Here is a 19,271-nt window from a genome sequence, read left to right on the forward strand (position 1 = left end):
ATGAATGCTGAAGACTCCTTGAAACTTGCTCGCCGGTTTATCGGGTTGCCCCTGGAAAAGCGCCAGATGTTCCTCGCGGCCCTGCACAAGGAGGGCGTGGATTTTGCCCGTTTTCCGATTCCTCAAGGGGTCGAGGCCGATGATCGGCAGGCGCTGTCCTACGCGCAGCAGCGCATGTGGTTTCTCTGGCAACTGGACCCGCACAGCGGCGCCTACAACTTGCCGGGCGCGGTGCGCCTGACGGGGCGCCTGAGCCTGGCCGCCCTTGACGCGGCATTTGCCAGCCTGGTGGCGCGTCACGAAACCCTGCGCACGGTGTTCCAGCGACAGGCCGACGACAGCCTGCTGCAAGTGCCGGCCGATGCTCCGCTGGTAATCGAACACGTGGATTTCAGCGGTCTCGCCGCACCCGAGCGCGAAGTCGCGGTGGCCGACGCCGCTCAGCAACAATCCCTACAGCCATTCGATCTGGCTGTCGGCCCGCTGCTGCGGGTCAAGCTGCTCAAGCTCGACGAGCAGGAACATGTGCTGCTGCTGACCCTGCACCACATCGTTTCCGATGGCTGGTCGATGAACGTGCTGATCGACGAATTCATTCGTTGCTATGACGCCCATGAAGCCGGGCAGTCGCCGCAACTGACACCGTTGCCGATCCAGTACAGCGACTACGCGCTGTGGCAGCGCCGCTGGCTGGAAGCGGGCGAGCAGGCGCGGCAGCTGGAGTACTGGCAGGCGCAGTTGGGCAATGAGCACCCGGTGCTGGAATTGCCAACCGATTACCCGCGCCCGGCGATGCCGAGCTACCGCGGCACGCGGTATGAATTCACCATCGACGGCGCGCTGGCAGAGCAACTGCGCAGCAGTGCCCAGCAGCACAACATCACCTTGTTCATGTTGCTGCTCGGCGCTTTCAACGTGCTGCTGCATCGCTACACCGGGCAGTCGGACATCCGCGTCGGCGTGCCGATCGCCAACCGCAACCGGGGTGAGATCGAAGGCCTGATCGGCTTCTTCGTCAATACCCAGGTATTGCGTACCGAACTGGACGGGCAGACGTGCGTCGGCGACCTGCTGCGCGCCGTCAAAGAAACCGCGCTCGGTGCCCAGGCTCATCAGGACTTGCCGTTCGAACGGCTGGTCGAAGCGCTGAAACTGGAACGCAGCCTCAGCCACACGCCGCTGTTTCAGGTGATGTACAACCATCAGCCGCAAGTCGCCGACATCAGCACGGTGAGCACCGCTTCCGGGCTGGAACTGGGTGTCATCGAATGGCAGGGTCGCACCACGCAATTCGATCTGACCCTGGACACCTACGAGAAGGGCGGCAGGCTGCACGCCGCGCTGACCTATGCCAATGATCTGTTTGACCCGCAGACCATCACGCGCATGGCACAGCACTGGCTGAATCTGTTGCGCGGGATGGTGCAGAACAGCAATCAGCGCATCAGCGATCTGCCGCTGCTGGAAGCGGCCGAATATCAACGCATGGTGTTCGACTGGAACAGCGTGGAGGCCGGCACTGCCGAGGCGTCGAGCATCCATCGCTTGATCGAGCAACAAGTTGCCGCCCAGCCGGACGCACTGGCCGTGACCTTTGGCGAGCAAGCCTTCACCTACGCCGAGATCGATGCGCGGGCCAATGCGCTGGCGCACAAACTGATCGAATGCGGCGTTGGCCCGGAAGTCCGGGTCGGCGTTGCCATGCAGCGCTCCGACAGCTTGCTGGTGGCATTGCTGGCGGTGCTCAAGGCCGGCGGCGCATACGTGCCGCTGGACCCGGATTACCCGGCGGATCGCGTCGCCTACATGCTTGAGGACAGTCGCGCGCTGGTGCTGCTGACCGAGCACGATGTGGCCGCGACGCTTTCCGTCAGCGCCGAAACCCAAGTCCTGTTGCTGGACCGGATCGCTGCAGAACTGGCGGCGTATCCGTCCAGCGCACCCGTCACGGCGGTGACGCCGGACAACCTCGCCTACGTGATCTACACCTCGGGCTCCACCGGCAAACCCAAAGGCGTGGCCATCGCGCACCGCAACGTGCAGGCTCTGATCGACTGGTCGCGCACGGTCTACAGCCGTGATGACATTCAAGGTGTGCTGGCGTCGACGTCGGTGTGTTTCGACCTGTCGGTGTGGGAGCTGTTTGTCACCCTCGCCAACGGCGGCTCGGTGATCCTCGCGCGCAACGCCCTGGAGTTGCCGCAACTGCCGGCGCGCGATCAGGTGCGGTTGATCAACACCGTGCCTTCGGCGATCAATGCCTTGCAGCGCGACGGTGCGATTCCGTCGAGCGTGCGCATCATCAACCTTGCGGGTGAACCGCTGAAACAAAGCCTGGTGGAATCGCTGTATCAGCAGGCCAGCGTCGAACACGTTTACGACCTGTACGGCCCTTCGGAAGACACCACCTATTCCACCTGGACCCGTCGTGCGGCGGGCGGCACGCCGAGCATCGGTCGACCACTGACCGGCACCGCCAGCTATCTGCTGGACGCCGATCTGCAACCGGTGCCGCAAGGCGCAGCGGCCGAGCTGTATCTGGCGGGTGCCGGTATTACCCGTGGCTATCTGGGCCGCGCGGCGATGACCGCCGAGAAGTACGTGCCCAATCCATTCGCCCAAAACGGCGAGCGTCTGTACCGCACCGGCGACCTGACGCGTTATCAGGCCGATGGCGCGCTGCAATATGTCGGGCGGATCGACCATCAAGTGAAGGTGCGGGGTTTCCGCATCGAACTCGGCGAAATCGAAGCGCGGCTGTTGCAGCAAGAGACCGTGCGCGAGCTGGCGGTACTGGCTCAGGAGGGCGCCAGCGGCCAACAATTGGTGGCCTACATCGTGCCGACCGACGCGGCCGTGCTGGCGGCGGATGCCGATGCCCAGGCGAGCCTGCGCGAAACCCTGAAAGCGGCGCTGCGCCAACATTTGCCGGACTACATGGTGCCGGCCTACCTGCTGTTCCTCGAGCAATTGCCGCTGACGCCCAACGGCAAACTCGATCGCAAAGCGCTGCCGGCCGTCGATGGCAGCCAGCAACAACGCGAACACGTGGCGCCACGCAGCGCTCTGGAAAAATCCCTGGCAGCGATCTGGCAGGACGTGTTGTCGATTGAAAACGTCGGCCTCGAAGACAACTTCTTTGAACTGGGCGGCGACTCCATCGTGTCGATGCAAGTGGTCAGCCGCGCCCGTCAGGCCGGGATCGTGCTGAGCCCCAAGGAACTGTTCCAGCACCAGACCATTCGCAGCCTCGCGCAAGTCGCCCGTCAGGGCCAACAGACCTTGATCGACCAAGGCCCGGCCGTGGGTGTCGTGGCGCTGGCGCCGGTGCAGCAGTGGTTCTTCGAACTGGACATTCCTCAGCGTCAGCGCTGGAACCAGTCGCTGTTGCTGACGGCGCAACAGCCTGTGGACGCTGGCGCGCTGGATCGCGCGCTGAGCCAGTTGCTCAATCATCACGATGCGCTGCGCCTGCGCTACGCATCGACCGCCGAGGGTTGGCAGCAGGCGTATGCCGCGCCAACCGGCGAGTCGGTGTTGTGGCAACGCAACGCGCAATCGCTGGAAGACCTCAAGGCCTTGTGCGATGAAGCCCAGCGCAGCCTAGACCTGAGCAATGGCCCTTTGCTGCGCGCGTTGCTGGTGAATATGGCCGATGGCGGCCAGCGTTTGCTGCTGGTCGCGCATCACCTGGTGATCGACGGCGTGTCGTGGCGCGTTTTGCTGGAGGACTTGCAATCCGCTTACACCCAGGCCCTGAGCGGCGCGGTTGGCGCCTTGCCAGGCAAAACCAGTTCGTATCAGCAGTGGGTCGCTCGCCTGCAAGGGCACCTGCCGACTTTCGCCGAAAGCCTCGATTACTGGCAGGCGCAACTGCGTGACGCACCGCGTACCGAACTGCCTTGCGAGCGTCCTGACGGCGCACTGGAAAACCGTTTCGAACACAAGGTCGAGCTCAAGCTCAGTACCGAACAGACCCGCAAGTTGCTGCAACAGGCGCCGGCGGCCTATCGCACCCAGGTCAACGACCTGCTGCTGACCGCGCTGGCCCGCGTGGTCTGCCGCTGGAGCGGCCAGGCCAGTACCCTGATTCAACTGGAAGGTCACGGTCGCGAAGACCTGTTCGATGACATCGACCTGACCCGCACCCTTGGCTGGTTCACCAGTCTGTTCCCGGTCAATCTTCGTCCGGCGGACAATCTCGGTGCCTCGATCAAAGCGATCAAGGAACAGCTGCGTGCTGTCCCGGACAAAGGCCTGAGCTACGGCGCACTGCGTTATCTGGCGGATGCGCAAACGGCGGCGTCGCTGGACAGCGACGTCAAACCGCGTATTACCTTCAACTACCTCGGCCAGTTCGACCGTCAGTTCGATGAGGCGGCACTGTTTGTGCCGTCCGGTGAAGGTGGCGGTGCGGCGCAAGATCCTTCGGCGCCGCTGGCCAACTGGCTGACGGTCGAAGGCCAGGTGTACGGCGGCAAGCTGGCGCTGAACTGGGGCTTCAGCCGTGAGATGTTCGACACGGCGACCGTGCAGCAACTGGCGGATCAATACGCCCTCGAACTCAATGCTTTGATCGATCACTGCTGTGCGCTTGACGCGCCGCAGGCGACACCGTCGGACTTCCCGCTGGCGCGCGTGACGCAGGCGCAACTCGATGCGCTGCCGGTGCCGGCCGGTGAGCTGGACGATCTCTATCCGCTGTCGCCGATGCAGCAGGGTCTGCTGTTCCATACCCTGTACGAGCAAGCGGCGGGCGAGTACATCAACCAGATGCGTGTCGACGTTCAAGGTATCGACCCGCAACGTTTCCGCGATGCGTGGCAGGCCACGGTCGATGCCCAGGACATCCTGCGCAGCGGGTTTGTCTGGCAGGGCGAGCTGGCCGAGCCGGTGCAAATCGTCCACAAGCAGGTGCAATTGCCGTTCACCGCGCTGGACTGGCGCTCCCGTGACGATCAGCCAAAAGCCCTCGCGGCGCTGGCCGATGACGAGCGCCAACAAGGGTTCGACCTGACCTGCGCGCCGTTGCTGCGTCTGGTGCTGGTGCAGACCGGCGCCGAGCAGTGGCACCTGATCTACACCCATCACCATATCCTGATGGATGGCTGGAGCAACTCGCAGTTGCTCGGTGAAGTGCTGCAGCGCTACAGCAGGCAGATTCCGGCGAATGCCGGCGGACGCTATCGCGACTACATCGCCTGGCTGCAACGTCAGGACGCTCAACTCAGCGAAAACTTCTGGGGCGAGCAACTGGCTGCCCTGCAAGAGCCGACCCGTCTGGCCCGCGTGGCCTCGACCAGCGACAGCCAGAGCGGTCACGGCGATCACTTCCAGACTCTGGACGTGGCGCACACTCAGGCGCTGGAGACCTTCGCCCGCCAGCAGAAAGTCACCGTCAACACATTGATTCAGGCCGCGTGGCTGCTGTTGCTGCAACGCTACACCGGTCACGAAGCCGTGGCGTTCGGTGCCACGGTCGCCGGGCGTCCGGCGGACCTGCCTGGCATCGAGCAGCAAGTTGGACTGTTCATCAACACCTTGCCGGTGATCGGTGCGCCGCGTCCCGATCAGAGCGTTGGCAGCTGGCTGCAAGCCGTGCAGGGGCAGAACCTCAGCCTGCGCGATTTCGAGCACACGCCGCTGGCGGACATTCAGCGTTGGGCCGGGCAGGGCGGTGAAGCGCTGTTCGACAACATTCTGGTGTTTGAAAACTATCCGATTGCCCAGGCCCTGAAACAAGGTGTCGATCAGGGCGTGGTGTTCGGCGAAGTCGCCAACCTGGAACAGACCCACTATGCGTTGAGCGTCGCCGTCACCCTCGGCGAACAACTGGCGCTGCACTACAGTTTCGATCGTGGCCATTTCGCCGGCGCTGCCATCGAAGGGATCAGCGCGCATCTGCTGCAATTGCTTGAACAGTTTGCCGTGTCCGCCGAGCGCAGCCTCGGTGAAATCGCCCTGGCCGACGCCGGTGAACACGCCCGTCAACTAGCCGATAACCACCCGCAGCCGTACCCGGTGGACGTCGCTGTACACCAGCGGATCAGCACCCTGGCCGCCGAGCGTCCGCAGCGCACCGCGGTGATTTTCAATGGCCAGCACTTCAGCTATGGCGAGATCGATCAGCGCGCCAATCAACTGGCCCACGCGCTGATCGCCCGCGGTGTCGGTGCCGAAACTCGGGTTGGTGTGGCCTTGCCGCGCAGCGAAGCGGTGATCATCGCCTTGCTGGCCGTGCTCAAGGCGGGCGGTGCCTATGTGCCGCTGGACACCAGTTATCCGCGCGAGCGCCTGGCGTACCTGATCGAGGATTCGGGGCTGGCGTTGTTGATCAGCGATTCGTCGGTGTCGGCGCAATTGCCGGTCGCCGAATCGGTGCCGGTGCTGGAGCTCGACCGCCTCGACTTGCGCGAGTGGCCGATCAAGGCACCGCAGGTGCAGCTCGATCCGGACAACCTCGCTTACGTGATCTACACCTCCGGCTCCACCGGCAATCCGAAGGGCGTCAGCGTTGCCCACGGCCCGCTGGCGATGCACTGTCAGGCCATCGGTCAGCGCTATGAAATGCGTGACAGCGATTGCGAATTCCACTTCATGTCGTTCGCCTTCGACGGTGCTCACGAGCGCTGGCTGACCAGCCTGACCCACGGTGCCTCGCTTTTGATCCGCGACGACACGCTGTGGACCCCGGAACAGACTTACAACGCGATGCGCGAACACGGCGTGACCGTGGTCGCGTTCCCGCCGGTTTACTTGCAACAACTGGCCGAACACGCTGAGCGTGAGGGCAACCCACCCAAGGTGCGCATCTACTGCTTCGGCGGTGACGCGGTGCCGAGCGCCAGTTTCGAACGGGTCAAACGTGCCCTCGATCCGGACTACATCATCAACGGTTACGGGCCGACCGAAACCGTGGTCACGCCGCTGATCTGGAAGGCCGGTCGCGAAGTGCCGTGCGGTGCGGCCTACGCGCCGATCGGCAGCCGTATCGGTGATCGCAGCGCCTATGTTCTCGATGCCGATCTGAACTTGCTGCCGCAAGGCATGGCCGGTGAGTTGTACCTCGGCGGCACGGGGCTGGCGCGGGGTTATCTGAACCGTCCGGGGTTGACGGCCGAGCGTTTTGTCGCAGATCCGTTCAGCCACACCGGTGGCTTGCTGTACCGCACTGGCGACCTGGTGCGCCAGCGTGCCGACGGTACGTTCGACTACCTGGATCGCATCGACAATCAGGTGAAGATCCGTGGTTTCCGTATCGAACTGGGGGAAATCGAAGCCTGCCTGCAAGCCCTCGACGGTGTGCGCGAAGCGGTGGTCGTGGCGCAGGAAGGCAGCGCCGGCAGCGGCAAGCGTCTGGTGGCCTACGTGGTCGGTGATTCGGCGCGCGAAGATTTCGCCGAAGACCTGCGCGAGCAACTCAAAGCCACACTGCCGACGCACATGGTGCCGGCCTACGTGCTGCGTCTGGAGCGCATGCCGCTGACGCCGAACGGCAAACTCGATCGCAAGAACCTGCCGAAACCGGATGTCAGCCAACTGCAACAAGCCTACGTCGCGCCGCAAACCGTACTGGAGCAGCAACTGGCGACGATCTGGCAGGACGTGTTGAAACTTCAGCAGGTCGGTGTCAGCGATAACTTCTTTGAACTCGGTGGCGATTCGATCATCTCGATCCAGGTGGTCAGCCGTGCGCGGCAGGCCGCAATCCGCTTCACCCCGAAAGACTTGTTCCAGCACCAGACCATCGCCGCACTGGCGGCGGTGGCCAAGGTGGGCGAGCAGACGCAAGTCATCGATCAGGGCCCGGTGACCGGTGCGCTGCCGTTGCTGGCGGTGCAACAGGCCTTCTTCGAACAGGACATTCCTGAGCGTCAGCACTGGAACCAGGCGGTGATGCTCAAGCCGACTCAGCCATTGGAAGCGGCGGCACTGGAGCAGGCGCTCGATGCGCTGGTCGCGCACCATGATGGTTTGCGTCTGAGTTTCGTTGAGCAGGCCGATGGCTGGCACGCCGAGTACCGTGGCGTCGACAGCCGTAATGACGCTCTGTTGTGGAGTGTCGATGTCGCCGATGCCGCCTCGCTGGAAGCGGTGGCCAACGAGGCGCAACGCAGCCTCGATCTGCAAGCCGGCCCGCTGCTGCGAGCAGTGCTGGCGAACCTCGACGACGGCAGCCAGCGGTTGCTGCTGGCGATCCATCACCTGGTGGTGGACGGCGTGTCGTGGCGGATTCTGTTCGATGATCTGCAAAGCGCTTACCGGCAGATCGCAGCGGGCGAGCCCCTGCGATTGCCGGCCAAAACCAGCGCCGCCAAGGCCTGGGCCGAGCACCTGCAAACCTACGCCCGCAGCAGCGAGCTGCGCTCTGAACTGGCGTACTGGCAGGAGCAGCTTCAGGGTGTCGATGTCGCGCTGCCGCTGGACAACGCCGACGGTGGTCTGCAAAACCGTCATGCGCTGACCGTGCGTACCCGTCTGGACAAGGCCCAGACCCGCCAGTTGCTGCAAGACGCTCCGGCGGCCTATCGCACCCAGGTCAATGACTTGCTGCTGACTGCACTGGCCCGCGTGATGGTGCGCTGGACCGGCGCCGACAGTGCGTTGATTCAACTCGAAGGCCATGGCCGTGAAGAGCTGTTCGACAGTATCGACCTGACCCGCACCGTGGGCTGGTTCACCACGGTGTACCCGGCCAAACTGACGCCGGTTGCAGAGCTGGGAGCGTCGCTGAAACAGATCAAGGAACAACTGCGCGCGATCCCCAACAAAGGCATTGGTTTTGGAGCGCTGGCATATCTGGGCGAGGACGCCGATCGCGCCTCTCTCGCGCAGCTGCCGGTTCCGCGCCTGACCTTCAACTACCTGGGCCAGTTCGACGGCAGCTTCGATGCCGCCGATGGCGCGCTGTTTGTGCCATCCAGCGAAGCGGCGGGCGATGAGCTGGATGCCAATGCGCCGCTGGCCAACCACTTGGCGCTCAACGGCCAGGTGTATGGCGGCGAACTGAACCTGGGCTGGACGTTCAGCCACGAGATGTTCGATGAGGCAACGATTCAGCGTTTGGCCGATGATTACACCCAGGAGTTGCAAGCGCTGATCGCGCATTGCTGTCAGGCCGATCATTACGGTGTCACGCCGTCGGACTTCCCGTTGGCGCGCTTGAGCCAGGCTCAACTGGACGGTTTGCCGCTGGCGCCGCAGTTGATCGAAGACGTTTATCCGCTGTCGCCGATGCAGCAGGGCATGCTGTTCCACGCAGTCTATGAAGAATCCACCGGTAACTACATCAACCAGATGCGCCTGGACGTCGAAGGCCTCGACCCCGAGCGTTTCCATCAGGCCTGGCAGGCCGCCGTCGATGCGCACGACATTCTGCGCACGCGATTCGTCTGGCAAGGTGAGCTGGATGCGCCGGTGCAAGTGGTCAGCAAGCACGCGCAAATGCCTTACAGCCTGCACGACTGGCGCGCGCAGCCGCATCTGGAAGACGCGTTGCAGACCCTGGCCGACGCCGAGCGTCAGAGCCTCGATCTGAATGCGTCGACCCTGCTGCGTCTGGTGATCGTGCGCATCGATGACCAGCGTCATCACGTGATCTACACCAACCACCACATCCTGATGGATGGCTGGAGCAACTCGCAGTTGCTCGGTGAAGTGCTGCAGCGCTACAGCGGCAAGTTCAGTGCCGCGCACGCCGGTCGCTACGGCGATTACATCGGCTGGTTGCAGCGTCAGGACGCGGCGGCGAGCGAAGCGTTCTGGCTGCCGGCGTTGCGCACGCTGGACGAGCCGACGCGTCTGGCTCACGCCATTGCCCGGCCGAAAGATGCGCCGGCGGTGCAAGGCTACGGCGACCATTATCGCGTGCTCGACAGCGAGCAGACCGCGCGCCTGGGCGAGTTTGCCCGCGCTTCCAAAGTCACCGTCAACACTCTCGTCCAGGCCGCATGGCTGCTGGTGCTGCAACGCTACACCGGCAAGGCCAGCGTCGCGTTCGGCGCCACCGTGGCGGGGCGTCCGGCGGACTTGCCGGGGATCGAGCAACAGATCGGTCTGTTCATCAACACCTTGCCGGTGATCGCCAGCCCACGGCCCGAGCAATCGCTCGGCAGCTGGCTGCAAGCGGTGCAGGCGCAAAACCTCGCGCTGCGCGAGTTCGAACACACCGCGCTGTTCGATATCCAGCGCTGGGCCGGGCAGGGCGGTGAAGCGCTGTTCGACAACATTCTGGTGTTCGAAAACTACCCGATTGCCCAGGCGCTGGAGCAGGGCGCACCGCAAGGTCTGCGCTTCGGCCCGGTGGCCAACCACGAACAGACCAACTATCCGCTGACCCTGGGCGTAAGCCTTGAAGGCACGCTGGAAGTGCATTACAGCTTTGACCGCTTGCACTTTGCCGACGCCACCGTCGAGCAACTGGGCGCTCAGTTGAACCATGTGCTGATGCAGATGGCCGGCGGTTCCGATCAACGTTGCCTGGGCGACCTGCAACTGCTCGATGCGGCCGCACGGGAGCTGGCGCTCAACGATTGGGGCTATTGCGCAGGGCACTACCCAACTGCGCTGCACGTGCATCAATTGTTCGAACAGCAAGTGCAACGCGCACCAGATCAGGTCGCGCTGTACTTTGCCGATCATCGTCTGACGTACGCCGAACTCAACCAGCAGGCCAACCGTCTGGCGCACACCTTGCGTCAACGCGGCGTTGGCCCAGACGTACTGGTGGGAATCGCGGTCGAGCGTTCGCTGGAGATGATCATCAGCCTGCTGGCGGTGCTCAAGGCCGGCGGTGCGTATGTGCCGCTGGACCCGCAATACCCGGGTGATCGACTGACCTGCATGATTGAAGACAGTGGTCTGCTGCTGTTGCTGAGCCAGAGCCATTTGCTTGAGCGTCTGCCGCAGGTCGCAGGCGTCGAGGTGCTGTGCGTTGAACGTCTACCGGAGCAGCTCGAAAGCGCTGATCTGCCGAATCTGACCCTGGCCGATAACCTCGCTTACGTGATGTTCACTTCGGGCTCAACTGGACGTCCGAAAGGCGTGGGGATCAATCAGGCCTCGCTGACCAAGCACGCCTACGTGACCGTGGACTTGATGGCGTTGACCGCGCAGGACTGCGTGCTGCAATTCTCGACGTTCAACTTCGACGGCTTCGTCGAGCAGCTGTACCCGGCGCTGATCACCGGTGCTTCGGTCGTGCTGCGCGGCACCGAGATCTGGGACAGCGAAACCCTTTACCGTGAGATGCTCGACAAGCGCATCAGCGTGATCGACCTGACCACCGCCTACTGGGGCATGCTGGCCAAGGACTTCGCCGAAGTCGGCCCGCGTGACTACGGCGTGTTGCGTCAGGTGCATGCCGGCGGTGAAGCGATGCCGCCCGAAGGCATGGCGGCCTGGAACAAGGCCGGTCTGGCCCACGTTCGTTTGCTCAACACCTACGGCCCGACCGAAGCCACCGTGACCGCCACGTCGCTGGATTGCGGCGACTACGTGACCGGTGTCGAGCCAACGCCATCGACCTTGCCGATCGGTTCGGCGTTGCCGGGTCGTTCCATCTACCTGTTGGACATCGCCGGCCAACCGGTGCCGGTGGGCGCGGTGGGCGAGCTGATGATCGGCGGCGAATTGCTTGCTCGCGGTTACTTCAACCGTCCGGACTTGAGCGCCGAGCGCTTCATGCCGGACCCATTTTCGGTGCAACCGGGCGCACGTCTGTATCGCACCGGTGACCTGGCGCGGTTCCGTGCCGACGGGGTGATCGAGTACATCGGTCGTGTCGACCATCAGGTGAAGATTCGCGGTTTCCGTATCGAACTGGGTGAAATCGAAGCGCGTCTGCTGGATGCCCAGACTGTCCGCGAAACGCTGGTGATGGCGGTGGCCGGGCCAAGCGGTCAGCAACTGGTGGCCTATGTGGTGCCGACCGACGCCGAACCGGTCATGGCCAACAGCGATCTGCAAAGTGAGCTGCGCCGTGCATTGCGCGAACAGCTTCAGCAAACCCTGCCGGACTACATGGTGCCGACGCACCTGTTGTTCCTGGCGAAAATGCCGCTGTCGCCCAACGGCAAACTCGATCGTCATGCGTTGTCGAAACCCGATGCGGCGCAAACGCAGAAGGATTATCTGGCCGCTACCAATGCCACCGAGCAAACGCTGGTGGACATCTGGCAAGCGGTGCTGGGCCTGGCGCAAGTCGGTGTAACCGACAACTTCTTCGAACTGGGCGGTGACTCGATCGTCTCGATTCAAGCGGTCAGCCGCGCCCGTCAGGCGGGTATTCATTTCAGTCCGAAAGACCTGTTCCAGCACCAGACCATTCAAGGTCTGGCCAGTGTCGCGCGGGTCGGCGAGGGCGGTTTTGTCATCGACCAGTCGCCGGTCACCGGTGCATCGCTGTTGCTGCCGGCGCAGTTGCAGTTCTTCGAAGAGGGCGTGGCCGAGCCACATCACTGGAACCAGTCGGTGCTGCTCAACACCTCGCAGACCCTGGAGGCCGGGCATCTGAAGGCCGCCCTAGACGCGTTGATCGAACACCACGATGCACTGCGCTTGTCGTTTGCGTCTGTCGATGGCCAATGGGTCGCGCAACACCAGGAAGTCGGCGAGCAGCCGGAGGACCTGCTGTGGCAAGCCCAGGTCGCAAACGCCGCAGAACTCGAAGCGCTGGGCCTTGAAGCGCAACGCAGCCTCGTCCTCGGCGGGCCGTTGTTGCGCGCCGTACTGGCGACACTGGCGGACGGTACTCAGCGGCTGTTGCTGGTGATTCATCACCTGGTGGTCGACGGCGTTTCGTGGCGTGTTCTGCTGGAAGACCTGCAAGGGCTTTACCAGCAAATCAGCAGCGCTCAGCCGGTGAAACTGCCGGCCCGGACCAGCGCGTTCAAAACCTGGGCCGAGCGCCTGCATGCCTTTGCGAACAGTGAAGTGCTGCTGGCCGAGCAACCTTACTGGTTCGAACAGCTGCAAAACGTGTCCAGCCAGTTGCCGGTGGATCACGCCGAGGGCAGCTTGCAGAGCCGTTATGAACACACGGTACAGACCCGCCTCGGCGCCGAGCAGACCCGCCAACTGCTGCAACAGGCACCGGCGGCCTATCGCACGCAGGTCAACGACCTGTTGCTGACCGCACTGGCACGGGTGATCAGCCGTTGGACCGGTGAGGATTCGGCGCTGATTCAACTCGAAGGCCATGGCCGCGAAGATCTGTTCGCCGACATCGACCTGAGCCGCAGCGTCGGCTGGTTCACCAGTCTGTTCCCGGTCAAGCTGACTGCCGGCGCCGAGCTCGGCGCATCGCTCAAAGCGGTCAAGGAACAACTGCGCGCCATCCCGAACAAAGGCATCGGCTTCGGTGTGTTGCGTTATCTGGGCAGCGACGCGGTACGCGAAACCCTGCGTGCCTTGCCGCAACCGGCGATCACTTTCAACTACCTCGGGCAGTTCGACAGCAGCTTCGATGCTGGGCAGGCCACCCTGTTCACGCCGTCCAGTGAAGCACGCGGTGCCGAGCAAAGCCTGGACGCCTTGCTCAGCAGCCCGTTGACCCTCAACGGCGGCATTTACGGTGGCGAATTCAGCCTCGGCTGGACCTTCAGTGAGCGCATGTTCGAGCGCGGCACCGTTCAGGCCCTGGCCGATGATTACGCCCAGGAACTGACGGCGCTGATCGAACATTGCTGCCGCGACGGCGTGCACGGTGTGACGCCGTCGGACTTCCCGCTGGCGCCGCTGAGCCAGGCACAACTCGATGGATTGCCGCTGCCGGCGTCGTTGATCGAAGACATCTACCCGCTGTCGCCGATGCAGCAAGGCATGCTGTTCCACACGTTGTACGAGGAGGAGGCGGGAGATTACATCAACCAGACCCGCGCCGATGTGCAGGGTCTGGATGTCGAGCGCTTCCGGGCCGCCTGGCAGGCGGCGTTGCAGGCGCACGACGTGCTGCGCAGCGGTTTCCTGTGGCAGGGCGAGCGTCCGGTGCAAGTGGTGCAAAAACAGGTCGAACTGCCGTTCAGCGTGCAGGACTGGCGTGGTCGCCATGACTATCAGGCCGACCTCGACGCACTCGCCGCGCAGGAGCGCAAACACGGCTTCGAGCTGACGGCCGCGCCGTTGCTGCGCCTGTGTCTGGTGCGCATCGACGATGACACGTATCACCTGATTTACACCAACCATCACATCCTGATGGATGGCTGGGGCAACTCGCAGTTGATGGGCGAAGTGCTGCACCGCTACAGCGGTCAGCCGCTGGCGCAATCGGTGGGGCGTTATCGCGACTACATCGCCTGGCTGCAACGTCAGGACGGCAGCGTCAGCGAGTCCTTCTGGAAAACCCAGTTGGCCGACCTGCAAGAGCCGACTCGCCTGACGCAAGCCATCGCCCGTCGTGATGACCTGATGGACGTTGCAGGGTATGCCGATCATCAGTGCGTCCTGAATGCCGCTGCGACCCGGCAACTGGCCGAGTTCGCCCGTGAACAGAAAGTCACCCTCAACACCCTGGTGCAAGCGGCGTGGCTGCTGTTGCTGCAACGCTACAGCGGTCAGGACACGGTCGAGTTCGGTGCGACGGTGGCCGGGCGTCCGGCGGATCTCAAAGGCATCGAGCAGCAGATCGGGCTGTTCATCAACACCTTGCCGGTGATCGGCACCCCGCGCGCCGAGCAGAGTGTTGGCCAGTGGCTGCACACCGTGCAGACGCAAAACCTGAGCCTGCGCGAGCACGAACACACGCCGCTGTTCGAGATCCAGCGCTGGGCCGGCAAGGGCGGCGATGCCCTGTTCGACAGCATTCTGGTGTTCGAGAACTACCCGGTGTCCGAGGCCATGCAACAAGGCGCGCCGGCCGGATTGCGCTTCACCGACGTCACCAACCACGAACAGACCAACTACCCGTTGACCCTCGCCGTGAGCATGGGCGACACCCTGTCGCTGCACTTCAGCTACGGCCGTGCGTACTTCGCCGAAGTCGACATTGCGCGACTGGGCGAACACTTGCACAACCTGCTGACGCAGATGATGCAGGGTGGTGCTCTGGCGTTGGGCCAACTGGAATTGCTCTCCGACGAGGAGCACCAGCAGCAGGTCGAACAATGGAACGCCACGGCCACCGAATATCCGCTGTCGCGCAGCGTGCATTCGCTGATCGAGGATCAGGTACGTGCCACACCGGACGCCTTGGCGCTGGTGTTTGGCGAGCAACGCCTGACTTACGCCCAGCTCAACGCCCGCGCCAACCAGTTGGCAGCGGTACTGATCGAACACGGTGTTGGCCCGGAAGTCTTGGTCGGCATCTCGGTCGAGCGTTCGCTGGAAATGGTTGTCAGCCTGCTGGCGATTCTCAAGGCGGGCGGCGCGTACCTGCCGCTGGATCCGGAGTACCCGCAGGATCGTCTGGCTTACATGTTCGAGGACAGTGGCATCGCCTTGCTGCTGACCCAAAGTCATCTGCTGGCGCAACTGCCGGTCCCGGCGGGGCTGCGCAGTCTGGTGCTGGATCAGGACGGTGACTGGCTGGAAGGTCGCAGCGAAGCCAACCCGGAGCTGAACATCGATCCGGAAAACCTCGCCTACGTGATCTACACCTCCGGTTCGACCGGCAAACCGAAAGGCGCGGGCAACCGTCATTCGGCGCTGGTCAACCGTTTGTGCTGGATGCAGCAGGCGTATCAGCTGACGGCTGAAGACAGCGTGCTGCAAAAGACCCCGTTCAGTTTCGACGTGTCGGTGTGGGAATTCTTCTGGCCGCTGATGACCGGTTCGTCGTTGGTGGTAGCGGCTCCGGGCGCGCACCGTGATCCGGCGCAGTTGATTCAGGTGATCACCGAACAACGCATCACCACGCTGCACTTCGTGCCGTCGATGTTGCAGGCCTTCCTGCAGGATCCAGCAGTGGCGGAGTGCACCAGCCTGACCCGGATCGTGTGCAGCGGTGAAGCGTTGCAGGTCGATGCGCAGCAGCAGGTGTTTGCCAAACTGCCGAACGCCGGGTTGTTCAACCTCTACGGCCCGACCGAAGCGGCGATCGACGTGACCCATTGGACTTGCCGCGACGAAGGCCGTGACAGCGTGCCGATCGGTCAGCCGATCGCGAATCTGAGCACCTACATCCTCGACAACAGCCTGGCGCCGTTGCCGGTGGGTGTGATCGGTGAGTTGTACCTGGGCGGCGAAGGCCTGGCCCGTGGTTACCACCGTCGTCCGGCGCTGACGGCAGAGCGTTTCGTCACCAGTCCGTTCGGTGACGGCCAGCGCCTTTACCGCACCGGCGACCTGGCGCGCTATCGCGCTGACGGTGTGATCGAGTACGCCGGGCGCATGGACCATCAGGTGAAAATCCGTGGCCTGCGTATCGAGCTGGGTGAAATCGAAGCGCGTCTGGCCGAACACGATGATGTGCGCGAGACCGTGGTCATCGCTCAGGACGGTTCGTTGCTGGTGGGTTATGTGGTGCCGAACAACGCCCGTCTGGTGGAGGCCGACGAGGCCAGCCGCAGCGAACTGATCCAGCGGCTTAAAGAACACCTCGCCCGGAACGTTCCTGACTATATGGTTCCGCTGCACTGGGTGCTGCTGGCGAAAATGCCGGTCAGCCCGAACGGCAAACTCGAACGTAAGGCACTGCCCAAGTTCGATGCCAGCCAGGCGCAGCAGGCCTTTGTCGCGCCGTCCACCGAACTGCAACAACAAGTGGCGGCTATCTGGCAGGGCGTGCTGCAACTGGAGCGCATCGGCCTCAACGACAACTTCTTCGAACTGGGCGGCCACTCTTTGCTGGCCGTCACCGTGGTTTCGCGCCTGCAACTGGAACTGGGCCTGAAGCTGACACCGCAATTGATTTTCCAGTACCCCGCGCTTGGCGATTTCGTCAGCCAGCTGGATGCCGCCGATGAGCAAGTCGATATGTTGAAACTGAGCAAGCTGGAATCCCTGCTTGATGAAATGGAGGAGGCTTGATGGATAGGAATGTCGCACTGAAGATTGCCAGGCGGTTCATTTGTCTGCCCCTGGAAAAGCGCACGCTCTATCTTGAAAAGATGCTCCAGGAAGGGGTTTCCCCCGCGAACCTGCCGATCCCGCAGACCCGCGAGGAGTTCACCGCGATCCCGTTGTCGTTCGCTCAGGACCGGCAATGGTTTGTCTGGCAGATGGACCCACACAGTGCGGCCTACAACATTCCGACCGCGCTGCAGTTGCGCGGCGCCCTGGACGTGCCGGCGCTGGAGCGTGCGTTCAACGCCGTGATCGCCCGTCACGACAGCCTGCGCACCACTTTCGGTCAGGACGACGAGGGTGCTGTGCAGGTAATTCACGCGCAGTTGCCGCTGACCATCTCGGTGGATGCGCTGGAAGTCGCGGCGGCCCCGGCTCAGCGCGAGCAGCAGATTCAGGCCTACATCAACGAACAGTTGCACCTTCCGTTCGATCTGCAGACCGGCCCGCTGATGCGCGCGAGTCTGCTGCGCATGGCGGATGACGACCATGTGCTGGCCGTCACCGTGCACCACATTGCGGCCGACGGCTGGTCGATGCGGGTCATGGTCGAAGAGCTGGTGCAGTTGTATTCCGGTTATGCACAGTGGCGCGACGTCAGTCTCGCCGAATTGCCGATCCAGTATGCCGACTACGCCATCTGGCAGCGGCACTGGATGGAGGCGGGCGAGCGCGCGCGGCAACTGGCTTACTGGCAGGAACAACTGGGCACCGACCATTCGGTGCTGCAACTGCCGACCGATTTTCCTCGGCCGTCGGTGCAGAGTTTCCGTGGCCAGCGGCTCGACGTGACCCTCGACCATCAATTGGCCGCCGGTTTGAAAACCCTTTCCCAGCGCGAAGGCATGACCGTGTTCATGGTCTTGCTGGCCTCGTTCCAGGCATTGTTGCACCGTTACAGCGGCCAGAGCGAAATCAGCGTCGGCGTGCCCAACGCCAACCGCAACCGGGTCGAGACCGAGCGCTTGATCGGCTTCTTCGTCAACACTCAGGTTCTCAAGGCACGCATTGACCCGCAGGCGAGTTTTCGCAGCCTGCTGCAACAGGTCAAGCAATCGGCGATGGGCGCACAAGCGCATCAGGAACTGCCGTTCGAACAATTGGTGGAAGCCCTACAACCGGAACGCAGCCTGAGCCACAGCCCGCTGTTCCAGGTGATGTTCAACCACCAGAACCTCGCGACCGGCGAGTCCCAGCAAGGCGCGCGCTTGCCGGGGCTACAAATCGATCCGCTGAGCATGGACAGCCAGACCGCCCAGTTCGACCTGAGCCTGGACACCTTCGAGACCCCGCAAGGTCTCGGCGCACAGCTGACTTTCGCCACCGACCTGTTCAGCGCCGCGACCATCGAACGGATGGCCGCGCATTGGCAAAACCTGCTGGCAGCGGTTGTAGCCGACGCGAGTTGCTCACTGGCCGAACTGGTGTTGCTCGACGCCGCGGAACGCGAGCTGATTGTTGAAGGCTGGAACGCCACGGCCACCGAATACCCGCTGTCGCGCAGCGTACATTCGCTGATCGAGGATCAGGTACGTGCCACACCGGACGCGTTGGCGCTGGTGTTTGGCGAGCAACGCCTGACTTACGCCCAGCTCAACGCCCGCGCCAACCAGTTGGCAGCGGTACTGATCGAACACGGCGTTGGCCCGGAAGTCTTGGTCGGCATCTCGGTCGAGCGTTCGCTGGAAATGGTTGTCGGCCTGTTGGCGATTCTCAAGGCTGGCGGTGCTTACTTGCCGCTTGATCCTGAGTACCCGCAGGATCGTCTGGCCTACATGTTCGAGGACAGTGGCATCGCCTTGCTGCTGACCCAAAGTCATCTGCTGGCGCAACTGCCGGTCCCAGCGGGGCTGCGCAGTCTGGTGCTGGATCAGGACGGTGACTGGCTGGAAGGTCGCAGCGAAGCCAACCCGGAGCTGAACATCGATCCGGAAAACCTCGCCTACGTGATCTACACCTCCGGTTCGACCGGCAAACCGAAAGGCGCGGGCAACCGTCATTCAGCACTGGTCAACCGCTTGTGCTGGATGCAGCAGGCTTATCAGCTGACGGCTGAAGACAGCGTGCTGCAAAAGACCCCGTTCAGTTTCGACGTGTCGGTCTGGGAATTCTTCTGGCCGCTGATGACCGGTTCGTCGTTGGTGGTGGCGGCTCCGGGCGCGCACCGTGATCCGGCGCAGTTGATTCAGGTGATCACCGAACAACGCATCACCACGCTGCACTTCGTGCCGTCGATGTTGCAGGCGTTCCTGCAAGACCCGGCGGTGGCG

2 protein-coding genes (1 of these 2 cut by a window edge) are annotated in these 19,271 nt (G+C 63.2%); both read left to right on the forward strand.

What is annotated here, in order from left to right; all coding sequences use genetic code 11:
• On the forward strand, positions 1-16,965 hold the full coding sequence (locus CAF87_RS18010) for a non-ribosomal peptide synthase/polyketide synthase (protein WP_085732439.1): 16,965 nt from the start codon (positions 1-3) through the stop codon (positions 16,963-16,965).
• Positions 16,965-19,271 carry the 5' portion of a non-ribosomal peptide synthetase gene (locus CAF87_RS18015; protein WP_256576028.1) on the forward strand. 8,022 nt of this gene lie beyond the right edge of the window, so 2,307 of the gene's 10,329 nt are visible here — the first part of the coding sequence; its start codon is at positions 16,965-16,967; its stop codon lies off the right edge, out of view. Before CAF87_RS18010 ends, CAF87_RS18015 begins: the two co-directional genes overlap by 1 nt.

It is taken from the genome of Pseudomonas sp. R38(2017) (assembly GCF_002112395.1).
Classification (GTDB): domain Bacteria; phylum Pseudomonadota; class Gammaproteobacteria; order Pseudomonadales; family Pseudomonadaceae; genus Aquipseudomonas.

Coding starts and splice junctions, on each gene's coding strand:
- CAF87_RS18010 (WP_085732439.1), top strand. CDS start 1: ATGAATGCTGAAGACTCCTTGAAACTTGCTCGCCGGTTTATCGGGTTG.